Source organism: Mameliella sp. AT18, from assembly GCF_028807275.1.
Classification (GTDB): Bacteria; Pseudomonadota; Alphaproteobacteria; order Rhodobacterales; family Rhodobacteraceae; genus Antarctobacter; species Antarctobacter albus.
In genome coordinates this window covers 1-23,621 of record NZ_JARAMO010000226.1, presented here as the reverse complement: position 1 = coordinate 23,621, position 23,621 = coordinate 1, and the positions used below count along the sequence as shown (strand labels likewise).

Annotated in this window: 24 protein-coding genes; 12 read left to right on the top strand and 12 right to left on the bottom strand. The window is 65.6% G+C overall.

Annotation, left to right across the window (positions count from 1 at the left end):
• Positions 1–120: 120 nt before the first annotated feature.
• Complete coding sequence (locus PVW46_RS19880) at positions 121–1,140, bottom strand: NADP-dependent oxidoreductase (RefSeq protein ID WP_069209177.1); 1,020 nt, start codon at positions 1,138–1,140, stop codon at positions 121–123.
• A gap of 97 nt (positions 1,141–1,237) precedes the next feature.
• Between PVW46_RS19880 and PVW46_RS19875 the strand changes: the two genes are divergently transcribed.
• The 5 genes from PVW46_RS19875 (at position 1,238) to PVW46_RS19855 (ending at position 6,097) form a co-directional block, all read left to right on the top strand.
• Positions 1,238–2,872, top strand: coding sequence for a long-chain-fatty-acid--CoA ligase (locus PVW46_RS19875; protein WP_069209176.1), 1,635 nt, complete (start codon positions 1,238–1,240; stop codon positions 2,870–2,872).
• Entirely contained in the window at positions 2,862–3,305 is a 444-nt protein-coding gene (locus PVW46_RS19870; protein ID WP_069209175.1) for a MaoC family dehydratase, read from the top strand. Before PVW46_RS19875 ends, PVW46_RS19870 begins: the two co-directional genes overlap by 11 nt.
• A gap of 95 nt (positions 3,306–3,400) precedes the next feature.
• The gene (locus tag PVW46_RS19865) at positions 3,401–4,636 is read left to right on the top strand and encodes an acyl-CoA dehydrogenase family protein (protein ID WP_274577276.1); all 1,236 of its coding nucleotides are present in this window, start codon (positions 3,401–3,403) and stop codon (positions 4,634–4,636) included.
• A 50-nt stretch (positions 4,637–4,686) separates the two neighbouring features.
• Positions 4,687–5,709, top strand: a complete 1,023-nt coding sequence (locus tag PVW46_RS19860; protein ID WP_274577280.1) for a phosphotransferase family protein — start codon at positions 4,687–4,689, stop codon at positions 5,707–5,709.
• Positions 5,702–6,097 carry a PaaI family thioesterase gene (locus PVW46_RS19855; RefSeq protein ID WP_043136389.1) on the top strand — a complete coding sequence of 132 codons (396 nt, stop codon included), beginning with the start codon at positions 5,702–5,704 and terminating at the stop codon, positions 6,095–6,097. Before PVW46_RS19860 ends, PVW46_RS19855 begins: the two co-directional genes overlap by 8 nt.
• Positions 6,098–6,121: 24 nt before the next feature.
• Here PVW46_RS19855 and gph read toward each other — a convergent pair whose 3' ends face one another.
• The 7 genes from gph to mreC form a co-directional block, all read right to left on the bottom strand.
• Positions 6,122–6,766, bottom strand: coding sequence for a phosphoglycolate phosphatase (gph, locus tag PVW46_RS19850; protein WP_069209173.1), 645 nt, complete (start codon positions 6,764–6,766; stop codon positions 6,122–6,124).
• Positions 6,763–7,452 carry a ribulose-phosphate 3-epimerase gene (gene rpe, locus PVW46_RS19845; RefSeq protein ID WP_069209172.1) on the bottom strand — a complete coding sequence of 230 codons (690 nt, stop codon included), beginning with the start codon at positions 7,450–7,452 and terminating at the stop codon, positions 6,763–6,765. Before rpe ends, gph begins: the two co-directional genes overlap by 4 nt.
• Positions 7,453–7,526: 74 nt before the next feature.
• Entirely contained in the window at positions 7,527–8,459 is a 933-nt protein-coding gene (locus PVW46_RS19840) for a 2-hydroxyacid dehydrogenase (protein WP_069209171.1), read from the bottom strand.
• Between the two features lie 88 nt (positions 8,460–8,547).
• Positions 8,548–9,687 carry a rod shape-determining protein RodA gene (rodA, locus tag PVW46_RS19835; protein ID WP_043136399.1) on the bottom strand — a complete coding sequence of 380 codons (1,140 nt, stop codon included), beginning with the start codon at positions 9,685–9,687 and terminating at the stop codon, positions 8,548–8,550.
• The gene (mrdA, locus tag PVW46_RS19830; RefSeq protein ID WP_043136402.1) at positions 9,684–11,627 is read right to left on the bottom strand and encodes a penicillin-binding protein 2; all 1,944 of its coding nucleotides are present in this window, start codon (positions 11,625–11,627) and stop codon (positions 9,684–9,686) included. The genes rodA and mrdA overlap by 4 nt, the downstream gene beginning before the upstream one ends.
• Positions 11,624–12,163, bottom strand: coding sequence for a hypothetical protein (locus tag PVW46_RS19825; protein WP_043136407.1), 540 nt, complete (start codon positions 12,161–12,163; stop codon positions 11,624–11,626). The genes mrdA and PVW46_RS19825 overlap by 4 nt, the downstream gene beginning before the upstream one ends.
• Entirely contained in the window at positions 12,156–13,076 is a 921-nt protein-coding gene (mreC, locus tag PVW46_RS19820) for a rod shape-determining protein MreC (protein ID WP_043136409.1), read from the bottom strand. The genes PVW46_RS19825 and mreC overlap by 8 nt, the downstream gene beginning before the upstream one ends.
• A gap of 191 nt (positions 13,077–13,267) precedes the next feature.
• Here mreC and PVW46_RS19815 point away from each other — a divergent pair, with 191 nt between their 5' ends.
• Entirely contained in the window at positions 13,268–13,603 is a 336-nt protein-coding gene (locus PVW46_RS19815) for a lipocalin/fatty acid-binding family protein (RefSeq protein WP_274577272.1), read from the top strand.
• Between the two features lie 60 nt (positions 13,604–13,663).
• Here PVW46_RS19815 and PVW46_RS19810 read toward each other — a convergent pair whose 3' ends face one another.
• A complete protein-coding gene (locus PVW46_RS19810; protein ID WP_371931771.1) occupies positions 13,664–14,701 on the bottom strand; it encodes a rod shape-determining protein in 1,038 nt (345 codons plus the stop codon).
• Positions 14,702–14,857: 156 nt separating this feature from the next.
• Positions 14,858–15,700, bottom strand: a complete 843-nt coding sequence (locus PVW46_RS19805) for a hypothetical protein (protein WP_069209170.1) — start codon at positions 15,698–15,700, stop codon at positions 14,858–14,860.
• A gap of 167 nt (positions 15,701–15,867) precedes the next feature.
• Here PVW46_RS19805 and PVW46_RS19800 point away from each other — a divergent pair, with 167 nt between their 5' ends.
• From PVW46_RS19800 to PVW46_RS19790, 3 genes are all read left to right on the top strand, one after another.
• Positions 15,868–16,272: a hypothetical protein gene (locus PVW46_RS19800; protein ID WP_069209169.1), complete on the top strand. Its 405-nt coding sequence runs from the start codon at positions 15,868–15,870 to the stop codon at positions 16,270–16,272.
• Between the two features lie 166 nt (positions 16,273–16,438).
• The gene (locus tag PVW46_RS19795; protein ID WP_069209168.1) at positions 16,439–18,946 is read left to right on the top strand and encodes a GcvT family protein; all 2,508 of its coding nucleotides are present in this window, start codon (positions 16,439–16,441) and stop codon (positions 18,944–18,946) included.
• A 202-nt stretch (positions 18,947–19,148) separates the two neighbouring features.
• Positions 19,149–19,598 carry a YtoQ family protein gene (locus PVW46_RS19790; protein WP_043136422.1) on the top strand — a complete coding sequence of 150 codons (450 nt, stop codon included), beginning with the start codon at positions 19,149–19,151 and terminating at the stop codon, positions 19,596–19,598.
• 40 nt (positions 19,599–19,638) lie between these two features.
• Here PVW46_RS19790 and PVW46_RS19785 read toward each other — a convergent pair whose 3' ends face one another.
• Positions 19,639–20,340, bottom strand: coding sequence for a glutathione S-transferase family protein (locus tag PVW46_RS19785; protein WP_069209167.1), 702 nt, complete (start codon positions 20,338–20,340; stop codon positions 19,639–19,641).
• A 125-nt stretch (positions 20,341–20,465) separates the two neighbouring features.
• Between PVW46_RS19785 and mscL the strand changes: the two genes are divergently transcribed.
• Both mscL and PVW46_RS19775 read left to right on the top strand, forming a co-directional pair.
• Complete coding sequence (gene mscL, locus PVW46_RS19780) at positions 20,466–20,891, top strand: large conductance mechanosensitive channel protein MscL (protein ID WP_069209166.1); 426 nt, start codon at positions 20,466–20,468, stop codon at positions 20,889–20,891.
• Between the two features lie 73 nt (positions 20,892–20,964).
• Entirely contained in the window at positions 20,965–21,852 is an 888-nt protein-coding gene (locus PVW46_RS19775; protein ID WP_069209165.1) for a cation diffusion facilitator family transporter, read from the top strand.
• A gap of 13 nt (positions 21,853–21,865) precedes the next feature.
• Here PVW46_RS19775 and ald read toward each other — a convergent pair whose 3' ends face one another.
• A complete protein-coding gene (gene ald, locus PVW46_RS19770; protein WP_069209164.1) occupies positions 21,866–22,984 on the bottom strand; it encodes an alanine dehydrogenase in 1,119 nt (372 codons plus the stop codon).
• A gap of 135 nt (positions 22,985–23,119) precedes the next feature.
• On the opposite strand from ald, the gene PVW46_RS19765 reads away from it, so the two are divergent.
• Positions 23,120–23,578: an Lrp/AsnC family transcriptional regulator gene (locus PVW46_RS19765; protein ID WP_043136437.1), complete on the top strand. Its 459-nt coding sequence runs from the start codon at positions 23,120–23,122 to the stop codon at positions 23,576–23,578.
• Positions 23,579–23,621: the final 43 nt, after the last annotated feature.

The following is a 23,621-nucleotide window of genomic DNA, read 5'->3' as shown; positions in this document are numbered from 1 at the left end:
CGGGCCGGGACTGTTTGCGGCTGTGCCGCAAAGGCGCCCGCCCGCCGACCCGTTTGAACAGGCTCCGCCTGTTTTCACCATGCCGCACCCCTGTGCAGGGGCCGGACGCCGGGATGCAGATCAGGCCAGTTGCACGATCTGCTTGCCGGTATTGCCGCCCGTCAGCATCGAGATGAAGGCCGCCGGCGCGTTTTCCAACCCCTGCGCCACGTCCTCGAGAAAGCTGATGTCGCCGGCGGCGACCCTGGGTGTCATTTCCTCCAGGAACGCCGGATAGCCGTCCCAATGGTCGAAGATGATGAACCCGTTGACCGAGAGGCGCTTGACCAGGATCGATCGCCAGACCTTTGGCAACCGGTCCTCTGTGCCGTCGGCCCCGCCGTACCAGGCGATTGTGCCGCAGATCGGGATACGGCCATGCGTGTTCATCAGCGGCATGACCGCCTCCAGCACTTTGCCGCCGGTATTCTCCCAGTAGATGTCGATGCCATCCGGGGCCTCGGCGGCAATCGCCTCGCGCAGGGCGCTGGCGCCGACGCAGGCGCGGTGGTCGATGGCGGCGTCGAAGCCGAAGCGTTCCGACGCCAGCCGGCATTTCTCGGCCCCGCCCGCGATGGCGACGGTCCGCAGGCCTGCGGCCTTGGCCAACTGGCCGACCAGTGAGCCGACCGGCCCGGTCGCGGCGGCGACGGCCAGGGTTTCGCCTGCCTTTGGACGACCGAAGTCCCGCAGGCCCGTCCAGGCGGTGAAGCCCGGCATGCCGAGAACGCCAAGCGCCGTGGTGGGCGGCAGGCGGTCGTCGAGCTTGCGCAGCCCCTGCGCGGGAAGGGCCGCGTGGCTGGCCCAGCCGGTCATGCCCGTCACCAGATCGCCTTCGGCGAAGGCCTCGTCGCGCGAGGCAATGACGCGGCCAACGCCCTGTCCGACCATCGTGCCGTTTATGTCGACCGAGGCGGCATAGCTGCCCGCATCGTCCATCCGCCCCCGCATGTAAGGGTCAAGCGACAGGTGTGTGACCTCGACAAGCACCTCGCCAGCGCCCGGGGCCGGCATCGGCGCCTCTTTCAGCGCAAAATCTTCGGGCACGGGCAGGCCGGACGGGCGGCGGGCGAGGGCGATGCGGCGCATCTGGCTGGACATGGGCACTCCTTGCGTCACTTTCTGGAAAAACGGTTGCACGGTGGCAATGCTCGCGCGCAGTCTAACCGGACGCAGGCAGACGGCAAGGGAGGGCCAGATGCAAGGCATGATGATGCATATGCCGTTGAGGATCATCGAGATTCTCGACTACGCGGCACAGGCGCACCCGGGAGGAGAGATCGTCTCGGTCCGGACCGAGGGGGACATTCACCGCGAAACCTATGCCGAGGCCTTTGCCCGCGCCGGGCAGTTGGCGCATGGGCTGGCCGCCCTGGGGGTGAGCGACGGCGACCGCGTGGCGACACTGGCCTGGAACGGCTATCGCCACTTCGAGCTGTACTATGCGATCAGCGGAATGGGCGCGGTCTGTCACACGATCAACCCGCGTCTTTCTGCCGAGCAGATGTTGTACATCATCGGGCACGCCTCGGACCGGGTGATTTGCGTGGATCTGACCTTTGTGCCGATCGTCGAGGCCCTGGCGGACCATTTGCCCGAGCGGCTGACTCTGGTGGCGATGACCGACCGGGCGCATATGCCGGACAGCAAGCTGGACTGGCTGTGCTACGAGGACCTGCTGGAAGGGCAGCCCAGCGCCTATGACTGGCCAGTGATGCCCGAGGACAGCGCGGCGGGGCTTTGTTACACCTCGGGCACCACGGGGAACCCAAAGGGGGCGCTGTATTCGCATCGCTCGACCGTGCTGCATGCGCTTTACCTGGCGGTGACGGTGCCGCGGTCGCTGCATGAGGGCGCGCGTATCCTGCCGGTGGTTCCCATGTTCCACGTCAATTCCTGGGGCCTGCCCTATGCGGCGCCACTGGTGGGGGCCTCGCTGATCATGCCGGGGGGCAAGCTGGACGGTGCCTCTGTCTTCGACCTGATGGAAGAGGAAAAGGTGACGGCCTCCTGGGGCGTGCCGACCGTCTGGCTGGGGCTTCGGGCCGAGGTGGAACAGCGCGACGCGGTGCCCTCGGCGCTGGACCAGCTGGTGATCGGCGGGTCTGCGGCGCCGCGGGCGATGATCGAGTTCTTCGAGAAACGCGGGGTGGATGTCTGCCACGCCTGGGGCATGACAGAAATGAGCCCGGTGGGCACGCATGGACAATTGTCCAAACCGATGCAGGAGTTGCCCTTCGATGAGCGCATGGCGTTGAAGGCAAAACAGGGACGGAGGGTCTTTGGGGTCGAATTGCGGATCGACGGCGAGGACGGCAAGCCTTTGCCTCATGACGGTACATCCTCCGGAGAGCTGCACGTGCGGGGGAACACGATCATTTCCGGCTATTTCGGGGATGAGGCCGCGACGGAAGACGCTTTTGATGCCGACGGCTGGTTCGGTACGGGTGACGTGGCGGTGATCGACGAACGCGGTTTCCTGGCAATACAGGATCGGTCCAAGGACCTGATCAAGTCGGGGGGTGAGTGGATCAGCTCCTTGGACCTGGAGAACATCGCGATGGGGCATCCGAAGGTCGCCAGTTGCGCGGTTATCGCGGTGTCGCATCCCAAGTGGGAGGAACGTCCCTTGCTGGTGGTGGTCCCGCGCCAGGCCGATGATCCGCCGGACCTGGAGGAGATCCACGACATGATGCTGGAGCATCTTGCGAAATGGCAGTTGCCGGACGCGATGGAATGCGTCGAAGACCTGCCGCTGACAGCGACGGGCAAAGTGTCAAAACTGACCCTGCGCAAGCGGTTTGCGGACTACGTGCTGCCCGATGCTGGCTGATGACCTGAGGGACATGGCGCCGCGCGAAAGCGGTTGGGTGACGCTGGACGCGGCACGGGTCAAGCTGTTCGCCGATGCCACGGAGGACTGGCAGTTCATCCACCTGGACGAGGAACGGTCGGCGGCCGAAACGCCCTTTGGCGGCTGCGTCGCGCATGGGTTCCTGACGCTGTCGATGCTGTCCAAGATGTCCTACGAGATCATGGAGGGGCTCGAGGGCGTTAGGTCCAGCATCAACTACGGCTTCGACCGCATCCGCTTCGTCTCGCCGGTCCGGGTGGGGCGTCGGATCCGGGGGCGTTTTACCGTGGCCAGTGTCGACGAACGCGACGGCTGTCTTGACGTGCATTGGGACGTGGAGGTCGAGATCGAGGGCGCCGAGCGACCGGCGCTGGCCGCCAACTGGATCACGCGGTTGTACTTGGACGGGTAACGACGACCACGCATGGAACGGCGCGACGCCCATCCGCCCACCCCGTGCGCGCCGCTCCATGCGCGGGCGGCGAGGGGCTGTCGAGAGGAGGGGACATGGACCTGGGGATGACGGAGCGTGTGCGCCTACTGGTGACGCAGGTGCGAGAGATGATCGACGAGGAGATCGCGCCGCTGGATGCCGAGTTTCATGCGCTTGTCGGCACGCATCCCTCGGGCAACCGCTTTGCCTTGGTGCCGCGGCAACTGGACATCCTGGACGGGCTGAAGGCCGAGGCCAGGGCGCGGGGGTTGTGGAATTTCTGGCTGACGGACTCCGACAGGGGCTATGGGCTGACCACGGTGGAATATGCCTACCTGGCCGAGGAAATGGGCAAGGTCGGTCTGGCGGCGGAGGTCTTCAACTGCAGCGCGCCGGACACCGGCAACATGGAGGTGCTGGAGCGCTACGGCGAAGACTGGATGAAGGCGCGCTGGCTGGCGCCCCTGCTGGAGGGAGAAATCCGGTCTGCCTATGTCATGACGGAACCGGATGTCGCCTCTTCGGATGCGGCGCAACTGGCCTTCGAGGCGCGGCGGGATGGCGATGACTACGTGCTGAACGGAGAGAAATGGTGGATCAGCGGCGCCGGCGATCCGCGCTGTGGGCTGTATATCCTGATGGCCTGTACCGACCCCGGTGCGGCACGACATGCCCGGCACACGATGTTCGTCATGGATCCGGGGACCCCCGGGATCGAGGTGTTGCGGCCGATGACCGTCTTTGGCCAGGATGATGCGCCGCATGGGCACATGCACCTGAGATTCACCGATGTGCGCCTGCCCGCCCGGAATGTCGTTCTGGGCGAGGGGCGCGGCTTTGAGGTGGCGCAGGGACGGCTGGGTCCGGGGCGCATACACCATTGCATGCGGGCCATCGGCCAGGCGGAGAATGCATTGGAATTGATGTGCCGCCGGGGCCTGTCGCGCGAGGCTTTCGGCAAGCGCATCGCCGATCTGGGCGCCAATCACGACATCATCGCCAATGCCCGGATGGAGATCGAGATGGCGCGCCTGTTGTGTCTCAAGGCGGCCTGGATGATGGACACGGCCGGTGTGCGCGCGGCGCAGCCCTGGATTTCCAAGATCAAGGTGGTGGCGCCGCTGATGGCGACTCGGGTGGTGGACGAGGCGATGCAGATGCACGGCGCGGGCGGGATCAGCCAGGACCATGATCTTGCCGCGATGTGGACGCATATCCGCACGTTGCGCTTTGCCGACGGGCCCGATGCCGTCCACCGGCGACAGGTGGCGCGGGCGGAGCTGCGAAAATATGCCAGCGAGAGCCACTGACGGGTTCTGTTGCAGGTGAGTATTTGAAGAGAGAAGAAACGGGGGGCGGGATGCAGGCGGTGGACCTGGCGCGCGTGGCGGAATGGATGCAGGACCATGTGCCGGGGTTTTACGGGCCGTTGCAGGCCGAGCAATTCGAACAGGGCCAATCCAACCCCACCTTCCGGCTGGACAGTCCCTCGGGTCGCTATGTCCTACGGCGCAAGCCTCCGGGGAAGCTGTTGAAATCCGCGCATGCGGTGGACCGGGAGTTTCGCGTCCAGTCTGCGCTGGCCGGGACGGGCGTGCCTGTGCCGAGGATGTTGGCATTCTGCCAGGACGACGCGGTGCAGGGCAGTGCGTTCTACATCATGGAGCATGTCGCCGGCCGCACCCTTGTCGAACCCGACCTGCCGGGGGAGGCGCTGACCGGACGGGCCGCGATCATGGACGAGATGAACCGCGTTCTGGCTGCGCTCCACTCCCTCGACCCGGTCCGCCTTGGCCTGTCTGATTACGGTGCGCCGGGAAACTACTATGAACGACAGCAGGTGCGGTGGACGGGGCAGTACCGCGCCTCGGAAACCGAACGGCAGCCTGACATGGAGGCCCTGATCACCTGGCTGGAACGGGCCGTGCCTGCCGATGACGGGCAGCGGACGCTCGTGCATGGCGATTTCCGCCTGGACAACCTGTTGTTCGCGCCAGAGGGGGCAGCTTGCAGGGCTGTGCTGGACTGGGAGCTGTCCACGCTGGGCCATCCCCATGCGGACCTCGCCGGGGTCCTGATGCAATGGCAGTTGCCGCCGGGGCCGGAGACGCGCGGACTGGCCGGGGTGGACCGGGCGGCACTGGGCCTGCCCTCGGACCAGGCATTCGTCACCAGCTATTGCGCGCGACGCGGGATCGACGGGATCGGCAACCTGGGCTTTTGTGTCGCCTTTGCCTTCTTCCGCATGGCAGCGATCCTGCAGGGGGTCAGGAAACGTGCCCTTGACGGCACTGCCGCGAACCCGGAAAAGGGTTTGAAACTGGGCGCTTATGTGCCGACATTTGCAGCTATGGGGCTGGAGGCCCGGCACGGATATGGATGAGGCTTTCCGCGAGGCACCCTATGCCTATTCCCGGCACATCGGGATGAAGATGACCGACTGGCACGAGGGCTATGCCGCCTTCGAGCTGCCGCTGGAAGATTTCCTGATGAACCGCCACGGCAATCCGCATGGCGGTGTCCATGCCTCTCTGCTGGACACGGTCATGGGTTACGCTGGCTGCTGGACCGGCGATCCCGAGCGCAAGCAGCTGTGCCTGACGCTGAGCCTGAACGTGCAGTACCTCTCGCGACCCAAAGGGCAATTGCTGAAGGGCGAGGGCTGGAAGACCGGCGGCGGGCGGTCTTCCTTCTTCGCCGAGGCGCAGATCGCGGATGAAACCGGCGAGCTGATTGCCAAGGGCACGGGCGTGTTCAAGTACCGGTCTTGACGGCGTGGCGGGCTGAACCCCTCCCTACGCCAGGTCCGCGACCAGCGCGGGCAGATCTGCGTGATCCGCGAAACTGGCCCTGTGCGGCAGATCCTTGACTGGCGTCTTGCGATAGCCCTCCGTGAACAGCAGGAACGGGATGCCCGCGTTCTGTGCGGTCTCGACGTCTGTTTCGCTGTCGCCCACGTAAAGCGCGCGAGAGGCGCCGTCGAGCGCGGCGTGCAGCATGGCCGGGTCGGGCTTGCGCGTGGGCAGGCTGTCCCCGCCGATGACAACCTCGAAGAAGGACGCCAGCCCGGTGTCGCACAGGGCGGAAAGCGTGGCCTCATGTGGCTTGTTGGTGCAAAGGGTCAGCCGATGGCCCGCCTCATGCAGTGCGGTCAGTGCCTCGCGCGCGCCGGGATAGACCGAGTGCGGGTCGCTGGGCGTGTTGACGTAGTGATGCATGGTGCGGCGCGTCAGCTCGGCGTGATGGTCCTGCGAAACGCCGACGTGATCCAGCACCCGTTCCAGCAGGATCGGCAAGCCCCGTCCGACAAAGCCTTGCGTCGTGTCGCGGTCGATCCCGGGCAGGGACATTTCCGCCAGTGCCGAGGCCACGCCGTGATGGATATGCGGCACGCTGTCGATCAGTGTGCCGTCCAGGTCGAAAGCGATGGTCAGGCTCATGCGGCGAGCGTGGTGGCCGCAGTGCGGATCGCGCGGATGTTCTCGCCATAGGGCGCCGGGTTCTCGACCGATCCGCCGCGGAACACGGCAGATCCGGCCACCAGAACGTCGGCGCCAGCCTCGACCACAAGCGGCGCGGTGGTCGGATCGACGCCGCCGTCGATCTCGATATGCACCGGGCGGTCCCCGATCATCTGGCGCAGGGTGCGGACCTTGCTGGTCATGTCGATGAATTTCTGCCCGCCGAAGCCGGGGTTCACGGTCATGACGCAGACCAGATCGGTCAGGTCCAGCAGGTGTTCGATGGCCTGCGCCGGGGTGCCCGGGTTCAGCGCCACACCCGCCTTCATTCCGGCGGCGCGGATTGCCTGCACGGTGCGATGGGTATGCGCCCCGGCCTCGACATGGGCGGTCAGGATGTCGGCGCCCGCTTCGGCGTAGGCTTCGATATAGGGATCGACGGGGGCAATCATCAGGTGCACGTCCATGACCGTCTTGACATGTTTGCGGAAGGCTTTGACCGCGGGCGGGCCAAAGGTGAGGTTCGGGACGAAGTGCCCGTCCATCACGTCGACATGGATCCAGTCGGCGCCCTGATCCTCGACGGCGCGGATCTCACGCCCGAAATCGGCGAAATCGGCGGACAGGATGGAGGGGGCGATCTTGACGGTGCGGTCGAAGGGCATGGGTTTTCCTGAAAGCAAGGCGGTTGAACAGGGATTTGGCCGCTGAAGGGCGCCGGGTCAAGTCCGGTACGGGGTCAGTACCCGGCGTCGCGGTCCACGAGGTGCAACAGGGGCTCACCGGCTTCGCCACGGCGGATGTTTTCGGCGATGACGCGGGCCGCCGTCCCGGGGCGTGTCGTGGAGGCGATATGCGGGGTGACGGTGACACGGGGGTGGGACCAGAAAGGATGATCTTCCGGCAGTGGCTCGACGCGAAAGACGTCGAGCGTGGCATGCGCGATCTGCCCCGCTTCCAGCGCGTCGATCAGCGCGCCATCGTCGATCAGCGGCCCGCGCCCCGGGTTGATGAGGAAAGCGCCGCGCGCCGGCAGCGCCAGCGTCTCGGCGTCGATCAGGTTCAGGGTGGCGGGCGTATCCGGCAGCAGCAGGATGACGATCTGCGCATCGGTCAGGGCCTTGCGCAATCCGTCCTCCCCTGCATGGCAAGTGACACCGGGCAGTTCCTTTTGCGTGCGGCTCCACCCCGTGACCGGGAAACCCAGCGCGGCCAGAGCCTTGGCACAGGCTTGCCCCAGCGCGCCCATCCCCAGGATCGTCACGGGGCGGTCAGCCGACAGCGGCGGCGGGGTCGCGTCCCATTCGCGGTCCGGGTTCACGATATGGGCGTTCATGCCAAGGTGGTGGCGCAGCGTATGGCCGGTGACCCATTCCACCATGCCCTGGGTCAGACCGTCCTCGTCGACCATGCGGGTCAGCGGCACGTTCAGGGTCTCGTTCCCGGTGATGCCCTCGACCCCGGCCCAGAGGTTCAACACGGCCTTGAGCCGGGTAAATGGCGTGAAATCCTGCACGTCCGAATTCGGCGCATAGACGATATAATCGACCTCAGCGGCGGGCAGCTCGGTGCTCAGCCGATAGTCCAGCCCGGCGGCGTCAAGCGCGCTGCGCAACGGGCCTTCGTAGTCCTCCCATTTCTCGGAGCGGGCGGCGAAGAGGATATTGGTCATGGTCGGGGCTCCGGTCTGCTTTTGGCCCCTTAGACCACGCGCACCGGCCAAGGGAAAGCCGGTGCCCCGGGGCCAGGTCCGGCCCGGTTCACCTTGGCCGGTGGATATGCGCGCTTTGCACCAGGCCAAAGGCCAGCATAAGGACCAGCATGGCCGACCCGCCATAGCTGACCATCGGCAGCGGCACACCAACGACCGGGGCCAGCCCCATGACCATCGACATGTTCACGGCGAAGAACAGGAAGAAGGTCAGCCCGATTCCCAGGATCAGCAGTGAGGAGAACCTGTCGCGGTTCTGCAGGGCCGCCACGATGCAAAAGACCAGGATCAGGACGTAAAGCGCCAGCAGGGACACCCCGCCGACGAAACCGAACTCTTCGGCCAGCGTGTTGAAGATGAAGTCGGTGTGTTTCTCGGGCAAGAAGTTCAGCCGCGATTGCGTGCCCTGCATGAAACCGCGCCCCGTCCAGCCGCCCGATCCCATCGCGATCTTGGCCTGGGTGATGTGATAGCCCGCCCCCAGCGGATCCTGTGACGGGTCCAGGAACGTGTCGATGCGACGGAACTGGTAGTCCGCCAACAGCTGCCAATCGGTGCCGCGGCTCTGGAACACGGCCCAGATGGTGCCGATGCCTGCGCTGATCACGGTGGCAAAATACAGCCAGTGCACCCCGGCAAGGAACATCATCAGTCCGCCTGCCGTCATCAACAAGATCGCGGTCCCCAGGTCCGGCTGCGTCAGCACCAGGCCCGTAGGCACAAGGATGATGAGGATGGGTACCAGCACCCAGAGCGGGCGTGAGGTGCGCGACAGCGGCAGCCGGTCATAGTAGGCGGCCAGCAGCATGACCATCGCGATCTTCATCACCTCGGAGGGCTGCAACCGCATGAAGCCCAGGTCGATCCAGCGCTGGGCGCCCATGCCGACGGCGCCGAACAGCTCGACCATCACCAGAAGGCCGAGCGAGCCGAAATAGGCGACCAGCGCCATGTTGCGCCAGAACCAGATCGGCACCATCGCGACGATGAACATCAGCGCCAGGCCCAGGCCAAAGCGTTTCATCTGCGGTTCCGCCCAGGGGCTGAACGACCCGCCCGCGACCGAGTAGAGCATCAGGAACCCGATGCCCGCCACCGCCGTCAGCAGGACGATCAGCGGCCAGTTCAGGTGCAGGATCTTGCGCCAGCCGGTTGGGACCGTCTTGACGTTGTACTCAAGATACGTCACGCGCTGTCGCTCCCCTGAGCGCGACGTTCGGCGCGTTCGCGCGCCAGCCGTTCCTGCTGGGCCTTGATGCGGCGCCGATCAGCCGTGGGATAGGCCTCGAGTGGGGGATCGCCCTTGTAGAGCGCCTGCAGCGTGACGTCGCGGGCGATTGGCGCTGCCGTGGTACTGCCGCCGCCGCCGTGTTCGACCACCACCGAGACGGCGATCTGGGGCGCCTCTGCCGGGGCGAAGTTCACGAACAATGCGTGGTCACGCCGTTCCCAGGGCAGGTCGTCGTTCGAGGTGACGCCGCGCGCACGTTCGGCAGCGGTGATATTGCGGACCTGGCTTGTACCGGTCTTGCCGGCCATGCGCATCTCGGCCGCGTCGATGCGCGACCGGTAGGCGGTGCCGTGGCGATGGTTCGACACCGCGAACATGCCGCGGCGAATCTGGCGCAGGTGGTTGGGGTTGATCCCGAGGTCTGCCCCCTCCAGGTGCACGGTCTCGATGCCGTCGACGCTCTTGACGAGGCGCGGCGTGACCGCCTTGCCGGTGGCGATGCGTGCCGTCATTACCGCCAGTTGCAGCGGCGACGACAGGACGAAGCCCTGGCCGATGGAGGCGTTGACGGAGTCCCCGATTACCCACTCCGCGCCGCGGTTGCGCCGTTTCCATTCCTTGTCGGGGATCAGGCCGCCGGTCACCGCCGACATCGGGATGTCATGCGACTCGCCCAGACCCAGACGGCGCGCCATGTCGGCGATGCGTTCGATGCCGACCTTCAGCGCCATCTCGTAGTAATAGACGTCGCAGCTTTCGCGCAGGCTCTGTTCCAGGGTCATGTGGCCGTGGCCGACGCGTTTCCAGCAGTGGAACTTGCGTCCGCCGACCTCCAGGTGGCCGGGGCACCAGACAGTGTCGTCGGGCGTCATCAGGCCCGCGTCCATCGCCGCCAGCGCCGTGACCATCTTGAAGGTCGAGCCGGGCGGATAGGCGTCCTGCACGGTTTTTGAGGCCAGCGGGCGGTGGTCATTGTCGCGCAGCTCGCCGTAGTCGGCCACCGAAATCCCGCGTACGAACTTGTTGGGGTCGTAGGACGGGGCCGAGGCGATGGCCAGAAGGTCTCCGCGGTTGACGTCCATCACCACGACAGAGGCACTTTCCTGTCCAAGGCGGGCCTGGACGTATTCCTGCAGCGCCGTATCCACGGTCAATTGCAGGTCGGCGCCGGCCTCGCCCTCGCGCCGGTCGAGTTCGCGCATGACGCGGCCCACGGCGTTGACCTCGACCCGTTTGGCGCCGGCATTGCCGCGCAGCTGTTCCTCGTACTTCGCCTCGACGCCCACCTTGCCGATCTGGAACCGGGGGATGCGCAGCACGGGCGGCGGATCCTCGTAGCGCGACAGGTCGCGTTCCGAGACCGGCCCGACGTAGCCCGCCACATGGGCATAGAGATCGCGGTTCGGGTAGACCCGGCTCAGGCCCACCTCGGGCGTGACGCCGGGCAGGGCTGGGGCGTTGACCGCGACGCGGCTGATGTCCTCCCACCGGACGCGATCGGCGATGGTGACGGGAAAGAAGGGGGCCGTCCGCTCCATCTCGGCCAGGGCGCGGTTCAGGTCGTCCTCGTCCAGTTCCACCAGCTGGCCCAGGCGGCGGATCACCGTGGTCACGTCCCCCGCGTCCTCACGCGTCAGCGTGATGCGGTATGTCTGTTCGTTCTCGGCGATCACCCGGCCTTCGCGGTCGAAGATGCGGCCACGGGCGGGAGGAATCAGCCGGATGTTGATGCGGTTTTCCTCGGCCAGGAGGCGGAATTCATCCGCCTGGTCGACCTGCATGTGACGCATCCGCAGGGCCAGCACGCTGGCAAAGCCAAGTTGCAGTCCGCCCAGCATCAGCCCGCGTCGCGTGATGCGACGGGCACTGTCGGCGGTTTCGCGTGGGCTTCGTCTCATAGCGGGCGTCCCGTGTGATCGTATTCGCCGGGCGTGCTGCGGCGCACGCCAAGTGCAAGGTAGCTGATCGCGGCCACCAGCGGGTAGATCGCGACCGTCATACCATATTGCATCACCCATAGAGAAAGCATTCCCGGCGTCACGATCAAGAGTGCGAGAGTGACGCGGTAGATCACGGTGATGACCAGAAGGCCGGTCGCGGCGGTCAGCCATTCGGCGGCAAAAGTGTTCTCGCGCACGTGGCGGCCCCGCACCTTGAGCCATTCCGAGGTCAGCAGCACCAGCAGCGCCCAAAGTCCGGGGGGCCGATGAAAAAGGAAGTCCGCCAGCAGCATGACCCCGGCGATGGACATCATCGGAACGTAGTCGGGCCGCCGCAGTGCCCAGGCAAAGGTCAGTGCCGTCAGGACGTCCGGCCCCGCGATGCGCGAGGGCATGATCTGCAGCGGCAGCAGGTGGACGAAGAAAATCGCCAGGGCGAGCGCCACGTAGGTGGCCCGCATCGTCCAGAGCCGCGCCGGGCTGTTCTCAGCCATCGCCGGGCGTTCCCGGGGCTGCGGGGGGCGGCGGCGCACCGGCGTCGGGCAGGGCCTCCGGCAGGATCAGCGAAGAGGGTGCCTCGACCCGGCGTGCGCCGTGGTCACGCAGGACGCGCAGGAATTCCAGTTGTTCGTAATCGGCGGCCAGGCGCACCCGCAACCGCCCGCCGGGGTCCTGCGCCACCTGGCCGATCAGCAGGCCGGGCGGAAAGACCTCGCCGTCGCCGGTGGTCACGATCCGGTCACCGGGGCGCACCAGGTCGGGGTTTTCCAGGAAGTCGATGGGCGGGGCAGAGGTGTTGTCACCCGCGATGATGGCACGCTGGCCCGAAGGCTGGATTTCCGCCGGGATGCGCGATGTCGCATCGGTCAGCAGGATCACGCGGCTGGTATTGGCGCCCACGCCGGAGACCCGGCCCACCAGCCCGATCCCGTCCATCGTCGCCCAGCCGTCCACGATGCCGTCGCGCCCGCCCACGTTGATCAGCACCGACTGCCGGAACGGAGAGCCGGAATCCGCCAGCACCACGGCGGTGATATAGGTCAGACGCGGGTCCAGACGGACGTTGTTGAGGTCGCGCAGGCGGGCGTTTTCCTGTTCCAGCTGCAGCGCCGCCTCTTTCCAGGCGGTCATCTTGCGCAGCTCGCGGCGCAGCTCCTCGTTCTGTTCATACAGCTGCTGGTAGCTCTGGAAATCGCGCACCAGCCGGATGGTGGCCGTCACCGGCGCCATCGCCCAGTCCATGCGCGGAACCACCGCGTCCACGACCTGCGCGCGGAACCGTTCCACGCGCGGACTGTCGATGCGCCACAGCAGGAAGATCCCGAAGAGCACCAGCGCAAGGACGACAAGCAACAGCCGCTTGAGCGGGCCGGTAAAGTCGTCGGATGCATTGCGGTCGCTGGCCATGAGACTCGTCGGGTTCGTTTAGCCTATTCTGTATAGATTGGTGCCCGGTTACTACAGTCACGCTTGACCCAGAGCCAGCACAACTTTGCCGACCCGCGACGGTGGCATAGGCTGCATGTGCGGGAAGTCGCCTCCTCTGTCTTGGAGGTGCGGCTGTCTACCGATCCCGTTTCGAGTACATGGAGCTCGCTATGACACCATTCTTTTTGTCGGCCCTTTTCGCCGCAAGCCTTTCTTTTGCGACATTGCCCAGTTTTGCCGCGGCGCAACAGATGCTGTCCGACGGGCAGGAAATTGTCGCAACGTTTTCGAAAGGACCCTTTTCAAGTTTTCAGGGTCGATATGGTACAGGGAAGGTCGGCTTTACCTATCGCAAATCGTCAAACACTCTCGGTCCAGCCAGCATCCTATCACACACGGGCAACAAGATCGTTGCGCGGGGGACCTCAACTACCTGTACGTTCCGCAAAAACGCCTCTGTCAGTTGCAAGAACGGTAGCCGGGGCGTTTGGCAGTTGGCCAAGTAGAACACGATCAAAGCTTGCCGAACCGGGCAGAGGGCAAGCTCTGGCAATCGTGCCGCGCGTTCAGCTGTCGTAGTCGATGGCGTGGCGCAGTTGTTTTTCGTATTCCAGCGCCTTGCCGGTGCCCAGGGCCACGCAGTTGAGGCTTTCGTCCGCGATGGACACGGCGAGGCCGGTCTGTTCACGCAGGGCGAGGTCCAGATCCCCCAGCAGTGCGCCGCCGCCGGTCAGCATCACGCCCCGGTCGACGATGTCGGCGGCAAGGTCCGGCGGCGTCGCTTCCAGCGCGGTCATCACGGCCTCGCAGATCGCCTGCACGGGTTCGCTCAGCGCCTCGGCCACCTGGGCCTGGCTGATCTCGGTTTCCTTGGGCACGCCGTTCAGCAGGTCGCGGCCCCGGATCTGCATGGACGAGCCGCGTCCGTCGTCGGGCATCCGCGCCGTGCCGATCGAGGTTTTGATGCGTTCGGCGGTGGATTCGCCCACCAGCAGGTTCTGCTGGCGGCGCAGGTAGTTGATGATCGCCTCGTCCATGCGGTCACCCCCGACGCGCACGGAGCGCGCGTAGACGATGTCGCCCAGTGACAGCACCGCGACCTCGGTCGTGCCGCCGCCGATGTCGACGACCATGTTGCCGGTCGGGTCGGTGATCGGCATGCCGGCCCCGATGGCCGCCGCGATGGGCTCGGCGATCAGGCCCGCCTTGCGCGCGCCTGCCGACAGCACCGACTGGCGAATGGCGCGTTTCTCGACCGGGGTCGCGCCGTGCGGGACGCAGACGATGATCTTGGGCTTGGAGAAGGTCGAGCGGCGGTGAACCTTGCGGATGAATTCCTTGATCATCGCCTCGGCGGTGTCGAAATCCGCGATCACGCCTTCGCGCATCGGGCGGATCGCCTCGATGCTGCCGGGGGTCCGGCCCAGCATCAGCTTGGCGTCTTCGCCCACGGCCAGGACTTTCTTCTGGCCATCCTTCACATGGTAGGCGACCACCGAGGGCTCCGACAGGATAACCCCCTTGCCCTTGACGTAGACCAGCGTGTTCGCCGTTCCCAGGTCAATGGCCATGTCCGAAGAAAACAGGCCTAGGATGCCATCCATGCCAAACATATTGCTCTTGCCCCATTGCCTCATTGGCCCGCGACTCTGCGAGCCCGGACCTGCGCCGTTATAGGGCTGAGCCACTGGATGCGGAAGGGGGGCAGGGGGGCAAATCAGCGGGGAATCGCCGCATGCCGCCTTGTCAGGCAGGCGCGATCAGTGTGGCGGGCCGTTTAGCCGGACCTGTGCCGCCTCTGTCGCGGGCGGGACATGCGGCATGTCCCGGGGTTTCTCGGATTCGGGCCGGGCCGGGCGCCCGCTTTTTGCTGCAAGCGCGCGCAAAGCGCCAAGATCGACGGTGTCCAGAAAGCCTAGGATCGCCGGGTCCGGCGCGCGGGTGGTCAGGCGCAGGTCTATGGCGCCGATCCGGGCGACAAAGCCGCGCAGGCGGTGCGGGCGCTGCCCGTCGTCCGCGATCTGGACCGGTCCCAGGACCTCGAACCAGGTCAGGTCCTGGGCGCTGCTGTGTTCGATCAGCGTGTCGATACGGTCGAAATGCGAGTCGATGGCGCGGAGATGCGCCCGCCAGACCGGGTGCGGAATGCTGCGGTCCGGGTCCTCGACGGACAGGACGATCAGACCGCTCTCGCTGCGATAGGTGCGCGTGGTGTCTGCGCGGTAGCGCTCCAACGCGGCGACCTCCCAGCGGGGCAAGCCATCGGCGGGGGGCAGGCCCAGTGTGGCGCGGCCCAACTCGCGGTCGCGGGCCGCCGCCTGCGCGGGACTGAAGAGAAAGGCTGCCTGTCCAACGGTGTCGGGTTCCTCCGTCCAGCCCGGAGGAGCCGGCGGCATGGCGTCGCTGACAAGCGAGGACCGGCGCAGAACCCGGCCCATGACGCCGTCGCGGTCGCCGAACCGCTCGATCAGGGTGGTGATGTAGTGCGCCTTGCCGAAGTCGGCCCCGGCACGCGACCACTGTACGGCATAGTCGACACCGAGAGGGCCAAGCCCGGCCATCCCGGCAAGGGCGAGGATGCCGAAACCTCTGGCGCGTGACATTCCCAACTCCTGTGCAGCCCACAGGGGATCAACTGGCCTCCAATCGGGGCACGAGTTTGGCGTCGCGACGTCGAAAGCGGGAAAATCATGCGGACGAAAAGGTTTGACAGGTTCCAGAGCATGAGCGGAAACTAAAATGACCAAGCGTCAACCTGAGGGGCATTTCAATGAAGCGACTAATTTCCATGATCCTTGCCTGCCTGGCGGCCAGCCCGGCAATCGCGGACTCCTGCTGGGATCACAACGGATCCATCATGCGCCTGACGGATCAGGGCAACAACCGCTGGTTCTGGTACGAAACCACGCCGCACAGCTGGCAATACCCGGCGGGCGTGACGCCCGGCGTGTTGCTGTTCAACGGCTGGAAGAACGGTGAGTGGTACAGCGGCACGGCGCGGCGGTTTTCCAAGTACTGTCCCGGCACTCCGCTGGAATACCATGTCGAGGGGCCGGTCCTGCAGAACCCGCTGCGCGTTCAGCTCACAGGGCAATACCAGGTCCAGCAGAACTGCCAGCCGACCGGCGAATGGCGTAGGGATACGCTGGTCTTTACCTACCGATACCAGTGCTAGACTCGGGCGCCTGACGCAGGGGAAAAGCCGCGGCGCCGTCCCGCGGCTTTTTGCATGCCCAGCGATCTTCTTGCGCGTCGTTTTCCCCGCATGACGTGTCGGGCGCGCGCGGCGCCGGGATGTGCGGCGCGGTATTGAGGGGAAAATGAACCCGGAGAGTCGCGTCATGAAAACCCATGTCAAAGCTTTGGTCGTCGGCGGTGGCGCCGTCGGCACCTCGATTGCCTATCACCTGGCCAAGGCCGGCTGGGAAGACGTCATGCTCGTCGAGCGTGACGAGCTCACCTCCGGCTCGACCTGGCACGCAGCCGGCCTGTTGCCGCTGTTCAACATGTCCTATGCGACGACCCACATCCACAAATACTCGGTCGATTTCTACAAGACTCTCGAGGAAGAGACCGGGCTGAACGCCGGTTTCGCCGTGGTGGGCAACCTGCGCATGGCGCAGACCGACGAGCGCATGGACGAATACCGGCTCTATGCCTCGACCGCCGAGACCTGCGGCGTGCCCTATGTCTGGCTGACCCCGGACGAAATCAAGGAACGCTGGCCGCTGATCAACACCGAGGATCTGAAGGGCGCGCTCTACCACCACACCGATGGCTACATAAACCCGGCCGACGTGACCCAGGCGATGGCCAAGGGCGCGCGTCAGCGCGGCGTCGAGATCGTGCGCAAGCTGCAGGCCGACAGCTACAACTGGACCGGCACGCACTGGGAAGTCACCTGCACCAAGATGGTGGAAAAGGGCGGCAACCTGGTTGAAAGCGACGAGACCGTCACCATCACCGCCGAGCACGTTGTGACGGCGTCCGGCAACCACGCGCAGCGCACCGCGAAACTGCTGGGCATCAAGATCCCCGCGATCCCGGTCGAACACCAGTTCATCGTCACCGACGTGGACCCCGCGCTGCAGGCCTGGCGCGCCGAGGGCAACCCCGAGCACCCGGTCATCCGCGACGCCGACGCGCAATCCTACGTCCGCGAAGAGCGTGGCGGCTGGATCCTGGGCGTCTATGAAAAGCACGCACCGGCCTGCTTTGAATACGGTGTGCCGGACAGCTTCCGCGCCGACCTTTTCCCGCTCGACCTCGAGCGGATCGAGGATCAGTACATGGCGATGATCCACCGGATGCCCTCCTGCGAGGAATCCGGCCTCAAGGACGATTTCAACGGTCCGATCTGCTACACCCCGGACGGCAACCCGCTGGTCGGCCCGGCCCCGGGTCTGCGCAACATGTGGCTGGCAGAGGGCTTTTCCTTCGGCATCACCGCCGCGGGCGGCACCGGCTACTACCTTGCCCAGATGATGGTGGACGGCGAGGCCGAGATCGACATGGCCTCCCTCGACCCGAAACGCTATGGCCAGGGCTGGATGACCACCGAGTTCGCGGCACGCAAGAACGAAGAGTGCTACGACCACGTCTACATCCTGCACCACCCGGACGAGGAACGCCCGGCCTGCCGTCCGCTGCGCACCGCGCCGGCCTATGACCGGCAAAAGGCCAAGGGCGCGCAGTTCGGGTTCGTGAACGGCTGGGAACGTCCCAACTACTACGGTCCGCTGGATGCACCGGAAAACTTCGACCACGACGCGCGCAGCTTCCGTCGCGGCGGTTGGTGGCAGTATGCCGTGGACGAGGCCAAGGCCGTGCGCGAAGGCGTGGGCCTGATCGACGCGACCGCCTTTACCAAGCACATCGTCGAGGGCCCCGGAGCGACAGAGTTCCTGGACTGGTTCACCTGCAACAAGCTGCCCAAGGTCGGCCGCATCAACCTGACCTACGCGCTGACCAGCCACGGCACCACCCGCACGGAATACACCATCGTGCGCCTGGCCGAGGACAAGTACTATCTGGTCTCCGCCGGTGCCTGGACCTCCTATGACAGCGACTACCTGCGCAAGGCGATCGAGGACAAGCGCGGCGAATTCGGCTGGATTTCCTGCCATGACGTGACCACCCAGTGGGGCGTCTTTGCCATCGCCGGGCCGAAATCGCGCGACGTTCTGAAAGAGATCGTCAAGGATGCCGACCCGTCGACGGTGCTGGGCAACAAGCGTTTCCCCTGGCTGTCGATGCGCCACATCGAACTGGGCATGGTGCCCGTCATGGCGATCCGCGTGGCCTATACCGGCGAACTGGGCTGGGAACTGCATCACCCGATCGAGATGCAGAACAACCTGTGGGACCAGCTGACCACCGCCGGTGAAAAGCACGGGATGAAGCTGGTCGGCGCGCGCGCCCAGAACTGGCTGCGGCAGGAGAAATCCTACCGTGCCTTCGGCAATGAGCTGGGCCGCGACGCCACCCCGCTGGAGGCCGACCTGCCGCGCTTTGTCGACCTGTCCAAGGATTTCCACGGCAAGGCCAAGCTGGAGGAAACCGGCGTGCGTTCCAAATGCGTGACGCTGCTGATCGACGGGCCGGCGGATGCCGATCCCTGGGGCCGCGAGGCGCTTTATGCGCCGGATGGCACGCGCGTCGGGCGCCTGACCTCGGGCGGCTACTCGGTCGCCTTCGGCAAGTCCATCGGCATGGGCTACGTCAAGCCGGAACTGGCGGTCGAGGGCACCCAGCTGAAGGTCAAGATGCTGGACCAGCTCTGGGACGCGACGATCACCCAGGACAGCCCCTATGACCCGAAGAACGAGGTCATCCGCGTCGACGGCTGACACTGACACTCCGGACGGAGGCCGGAAAACGGCCTCCGCTCTCTGGCCGGGCGCCCCTACCGGGGCCGCCCGGCCATTGCATTTCAGGGAGCGGAAATACCCGGCGGTCGTGCCGCCGCCGCCTTGCAACGGGCGCTGCCACCGATATGTTGACAGGAAACAGGGCGCCGGATGCGCCCTTTTTCATCGAAAGGAACGCGGAATGGGACTGAACGTCTATCTTTCGGGCGAGATTCACACCGACTGGCGCGACCAGATCATCGACGGCGCGCAGGGGCTGGACATCACCTTCAATGCGCCGGTCACCGACCACGCCGCCAGCGACGATTGCGGTGTCGAGATCCTGGGCGCCGAGGACAACAAGTACTGGCACGACCACAAGGGCGCGATGGTCAATGCCATCCGCACCCGTAAGGGCATTGCCGACGCGGATGTGGTCGTCGTGCGCTTTGGCGACAAGTACAAGCAGTGGAACGCGGCGTTTGACGCGGGCTATGCCAGCGCGTTGGGCAAGTCGCTGATCATCCTGCAGCCGCCGGAACACGATCACGCCCTGAAAGAGGTCGATGCCGCCGCCCTGGCGGTGGCGCGGACGCCGCAGGAGGTGGTGCAGGTCCTGCGTTACGTCCTGACCGGCGCTCTGCCGGGCTGAGTCTCGGGGCGGGGGAGACCCTGCCCCGAAGCCGGTCAGATCAGCCCTCGCGTGCCGGGATCTTCATGCCGCGCTGCACGGCCGGGCGTTCCAGGAAGCGTTCGAGATAGGCATTGGTGCGGGGAAACGACGTCCAGTCGACCACATCACGCGCACCGTAGAAGTCGAGGATGTTCAGCCACGGCGCGATGGCGATGTCGGCGATGGAATAGTCGCCGGCAATCCAGTCTTTGTCCGCCAGTTGGCCTTCGATCACGTTCAGCAGGCGCTTGGCCTCGTTGACATAGCGCTCGCGCGGGCGCGGATCCTCTATCTCGGAGCCCGCGAACTTGTGGAAGAAACCAAGCTGGCCCAGCATCGGGCCCACCCCGCCCATCTGGAACATCAGCCATTGGGTGATCTGGTGCTTTTCACGGGCAGAGTTGCCAAGAAGCTTGCCGCTCTTTTCCGCCAGGTACAGCAGGATCGCGCCGGACTCGAACAATGCCAGCGGGGCGCCGTCCGGTCCGTCCGGATCGATGATCGCGGGGATCTTGTTGTTGGGGTTGAGGCTCAGGAAGGCCTCGCTCTTGACGTCCGCATCCGCCAGCGTGACCAGGTGCGGCTCGTAGGGCAGGCCGGTCTCTTCCAGCATGATCGAGGCCTTGACCCCGTTCGGCGTGGGAAATGAGTACAGCTGGATGCGCTCGGGATGCTGTGCGGGCCAGCGGGCCGCGACGGGATGGGTGGCGAGATCGAACATTTGCTTGGCCTTTTTCCGGTTTGGGGGAAAGCTAGGCATGTTTTTCCCGGTTTCACAGGGGCCGGGCTGTGCAATGGCGCAGAACGCATGTGGACAGGCGGATACGCCGGAACAGGGACAAGGGTATGTTTCAGGAATTCAGGAACTTCATCGCCAAGGGCAATGTCATGGACATGGCCGTGGGCATCATCGTCGGTGCGGCTTTTACCGCCATCGTGACCTCTCTGGTCGGCGACATCATTAATCCGGTGATCGCGCTCTTTACCGGCGGCATCGACTTTTCCGGCTGGTTCTACGCGCTGGACGGCAATGACTATGCCTCGCTCGATGCCGCCAAAGAGGCCGGGGCGCCTGTCTTTGCCTTCGGCAAGTTCGTCATGGCCGTCATCAACTTCCTGATCGTGGCCTTCGTGGTCTTCCTGCTGGTCAAGATGGTCAACCGAATCAAGGATGCTGCCGCCAAGGAGGAAGAACCCGTTGCCGAGGCACCCAAGGGGCCGACCGAGCTGGAGGTCCTGCTGGAAATCCGCGACGCGTTGAAGCGGGACTGACCGGCGCCCCCGGGTTGCGCAGCCCGGGAGGCTTGGCTATCAGGCCGGTGCGACGCGCCTGCCAGGAGATGTCATGCCAAGAGCCGTGAAAATCGCCCTGGGCAGTATCGCTGTCGGGGTTGCCGTGCTGGCGATCAAGCTGCTGGCCTGGTGGCTTACCGGCTCTGTCGCGCTGCTGTCGGACGCACTGGAAAGCATCGTCAACGTGGCCACGGCCATCGCCGCCTTCGTGGCGGTGCGCATCGCGGTGCAACCGGCCGATGCGGATCACCCCTTCGGCCATCACAAGGCCGAGTATTTCAGCGCCGTCATGGAAGGCGTGATGATCGTCGTGGCGGCGATTCTCATCCTGAACGAGGCGTGGGGCGCCTGGAATGCCCCGCGCGACATCGACGCGCCCTTTACCGGTCTGGTTCTGATCGGCCTTGCCAGTGTCATCAACGGGATCTGGGCCGTTGTCCTGATGCGCGAGGGGCGCAGCCTGCGCTCACCCGCGCTGGAAGCGGACGGGCGTCATCTTATGACCGACGTGGTCTCCTCTGCCGGGGTCGCGATCGGCGTGGTGGCCGCCGTGCTGACCGGGGCGCTCTGGCTGGATGCCCTGCTGGCGGCGCTGGTGGCGGTCAACATCCTGTGGTCGGGCTGGCAGGTGTTGCGCGGTTCCGTCGGCGGGCTGATGGACGAAAGCGTGCCCGAGGACGACCTCGAGGCCATGCGCGAACTGATTTCGGCCAATGCCGAAGGCGCGGTCGAGGCGCATGACCTGCGGGCCCGCCACGCGGGGCAGGCGACATTTGTCGAGTTTCACCTGGTGGTGCCGGGGGAGATGTCGGTCGATACGGCGCATGACATCTGCGACCGGATCGAGGCGGCCATGATGGCCGCCTTCGACGGGTGCCGCGTCACGATCCATGTCGAGCCAGAGCACAAGGCCAAGCACAGCGGGATCGTGGTTCTCTAGCAGCGGCGTCTGGTCAGCCCTTGATGACCAGTTGCGGAGAGGTCACGTCGATCCCCTGCGCCTGGCCGACCGCGAAATAGGTCAGCTTGCCCGCGTGCACGCTCAGCCCGTTCAGCAGGTGCGGATCGTCCGCGCAGGCCTGTTTCCACCCCTTGTCCGCCAGCGCCAGCATGTAGGGCATGGTGGCATTGCCAAGCGCGATGGTCGAGGTGCGCGCCACGGCGCCGGGCATGTTGGCGACGCAGTAGTGCATGATGCCGTCCACATCGTAGATCGGATCCGCATGGGTCGTGGCGCGCGAGGTCTCGAAGCAGCCGCCCTGGTCGATGGCCACGTCGACCAGCGCCGCACCCGGTTTCATGGATGCGAAATCGGCACGTTTCACCAGTTTGGGCGCCTCGGCGCCGGGGATCAGAACCGCGCCGATCACCATGTCGGCCTGTTCCAGGTGTTCGGCCAGGAGGCCGGCGCTGGAATAGCCGGTGCCGAAGGTGCCGCCAAAGACATCATCAAGATAGCGCAGCCGGGGCAGCGAGCGGTCCAGCACGGTCACATCCGCGCCCATGCCGGCGGCAATGCGCGCCGCGTGGGTGCCGACGACGCCGCCGCCGATCACCAGCACGCGGGCCGGACCGACGCCGGGCACACCGCCCATCAGCACGCCACGCCCGCCATTGGCCTTTTGCAGCGTCCAGGCGCCCATCTGCGGTGCAAGCCGTCCGGCGACCTCGGACATCGGGGCCAGCAGCGGCAGCCCGCCGCGTTCGTCGGTGACGGTCTCATAGGCGATGGCGGTGCAGCCGGAGGCCAGCAGGTCCTGCGTCTGCGCCGGGTCGGGCGCCAGGTGGAGATAGGTGAACAGCAACTGCCCCTCGCGCAGCATGGCGCGTTCGACGGCCTGGGGCTCTTTGACCTTCACGATCATCTCGGCCTCGGCAAAGATCTCGGCCGCGGTCTCGGCCAGCCTTGCGCCTGCTGCGGTGTAATCCTCGTCGACAAATCCGGCGCCGGTGCCGGCGCCTTTCTGCACGATGACCTCGTGACCATGTCCCACCGCCTCGCGGGCGGCATTCGGGGTCAGGCCGACGCGGAATTCCTGGGGTTTGATCTCGGTGGGGCAACCGATCTTCATGTGTTCTCCTCCTCGGGTGTGCACAACAGTATGCCAGCGAAGCCTTGCAAAGGGGTCGCAAGCTCGCGCATTCTGGCGGGGCACGGCGCACGAATTTTCGATGAATGATCGTTTGGGGTGGAGGATCTTGCGTATATGACGCTGGATGAGACAGACAGGCGCATCCTGCGCGTATTGCAGCGCAAGGGGCGCATCTCGAACGCCGACCTTTCCGAAGAGGTACATCTGTCGGCCTCGGCCTGTCACCGAAGGGTCCAGCGCCTGGAAACCGAAGGTTACGTGCGCGACTACGTGGCGCTGCTGGATGCGCGACGGATGGGGTTTCCGTCGACCGTCTTCGTGGAAATCACCCTGACCGCCCAGGCCGACGAGGTGCTGGAGGCCTTTGAAAAGGCGGTGTCACGGGTGCCGGCGATCCTGGAATGCCACCTGATGGCCGGGACGGCGGACTATATTCTCAAGGTCGTGGCCGAGGATACCGAGGATTTCGCCCGCATCCATCGCCAGTACCTGAGCCGGCTGCCGGGCGTGGCGCAGATGCAAAGCTCATTTGCCCTGCGCACCGTGTTCCGGACCACGGCTCTGCCGGTGTGAGGGGGCAGGCGGCGCTGCCCCCGTCTCCCTCCGGTCGACTCCC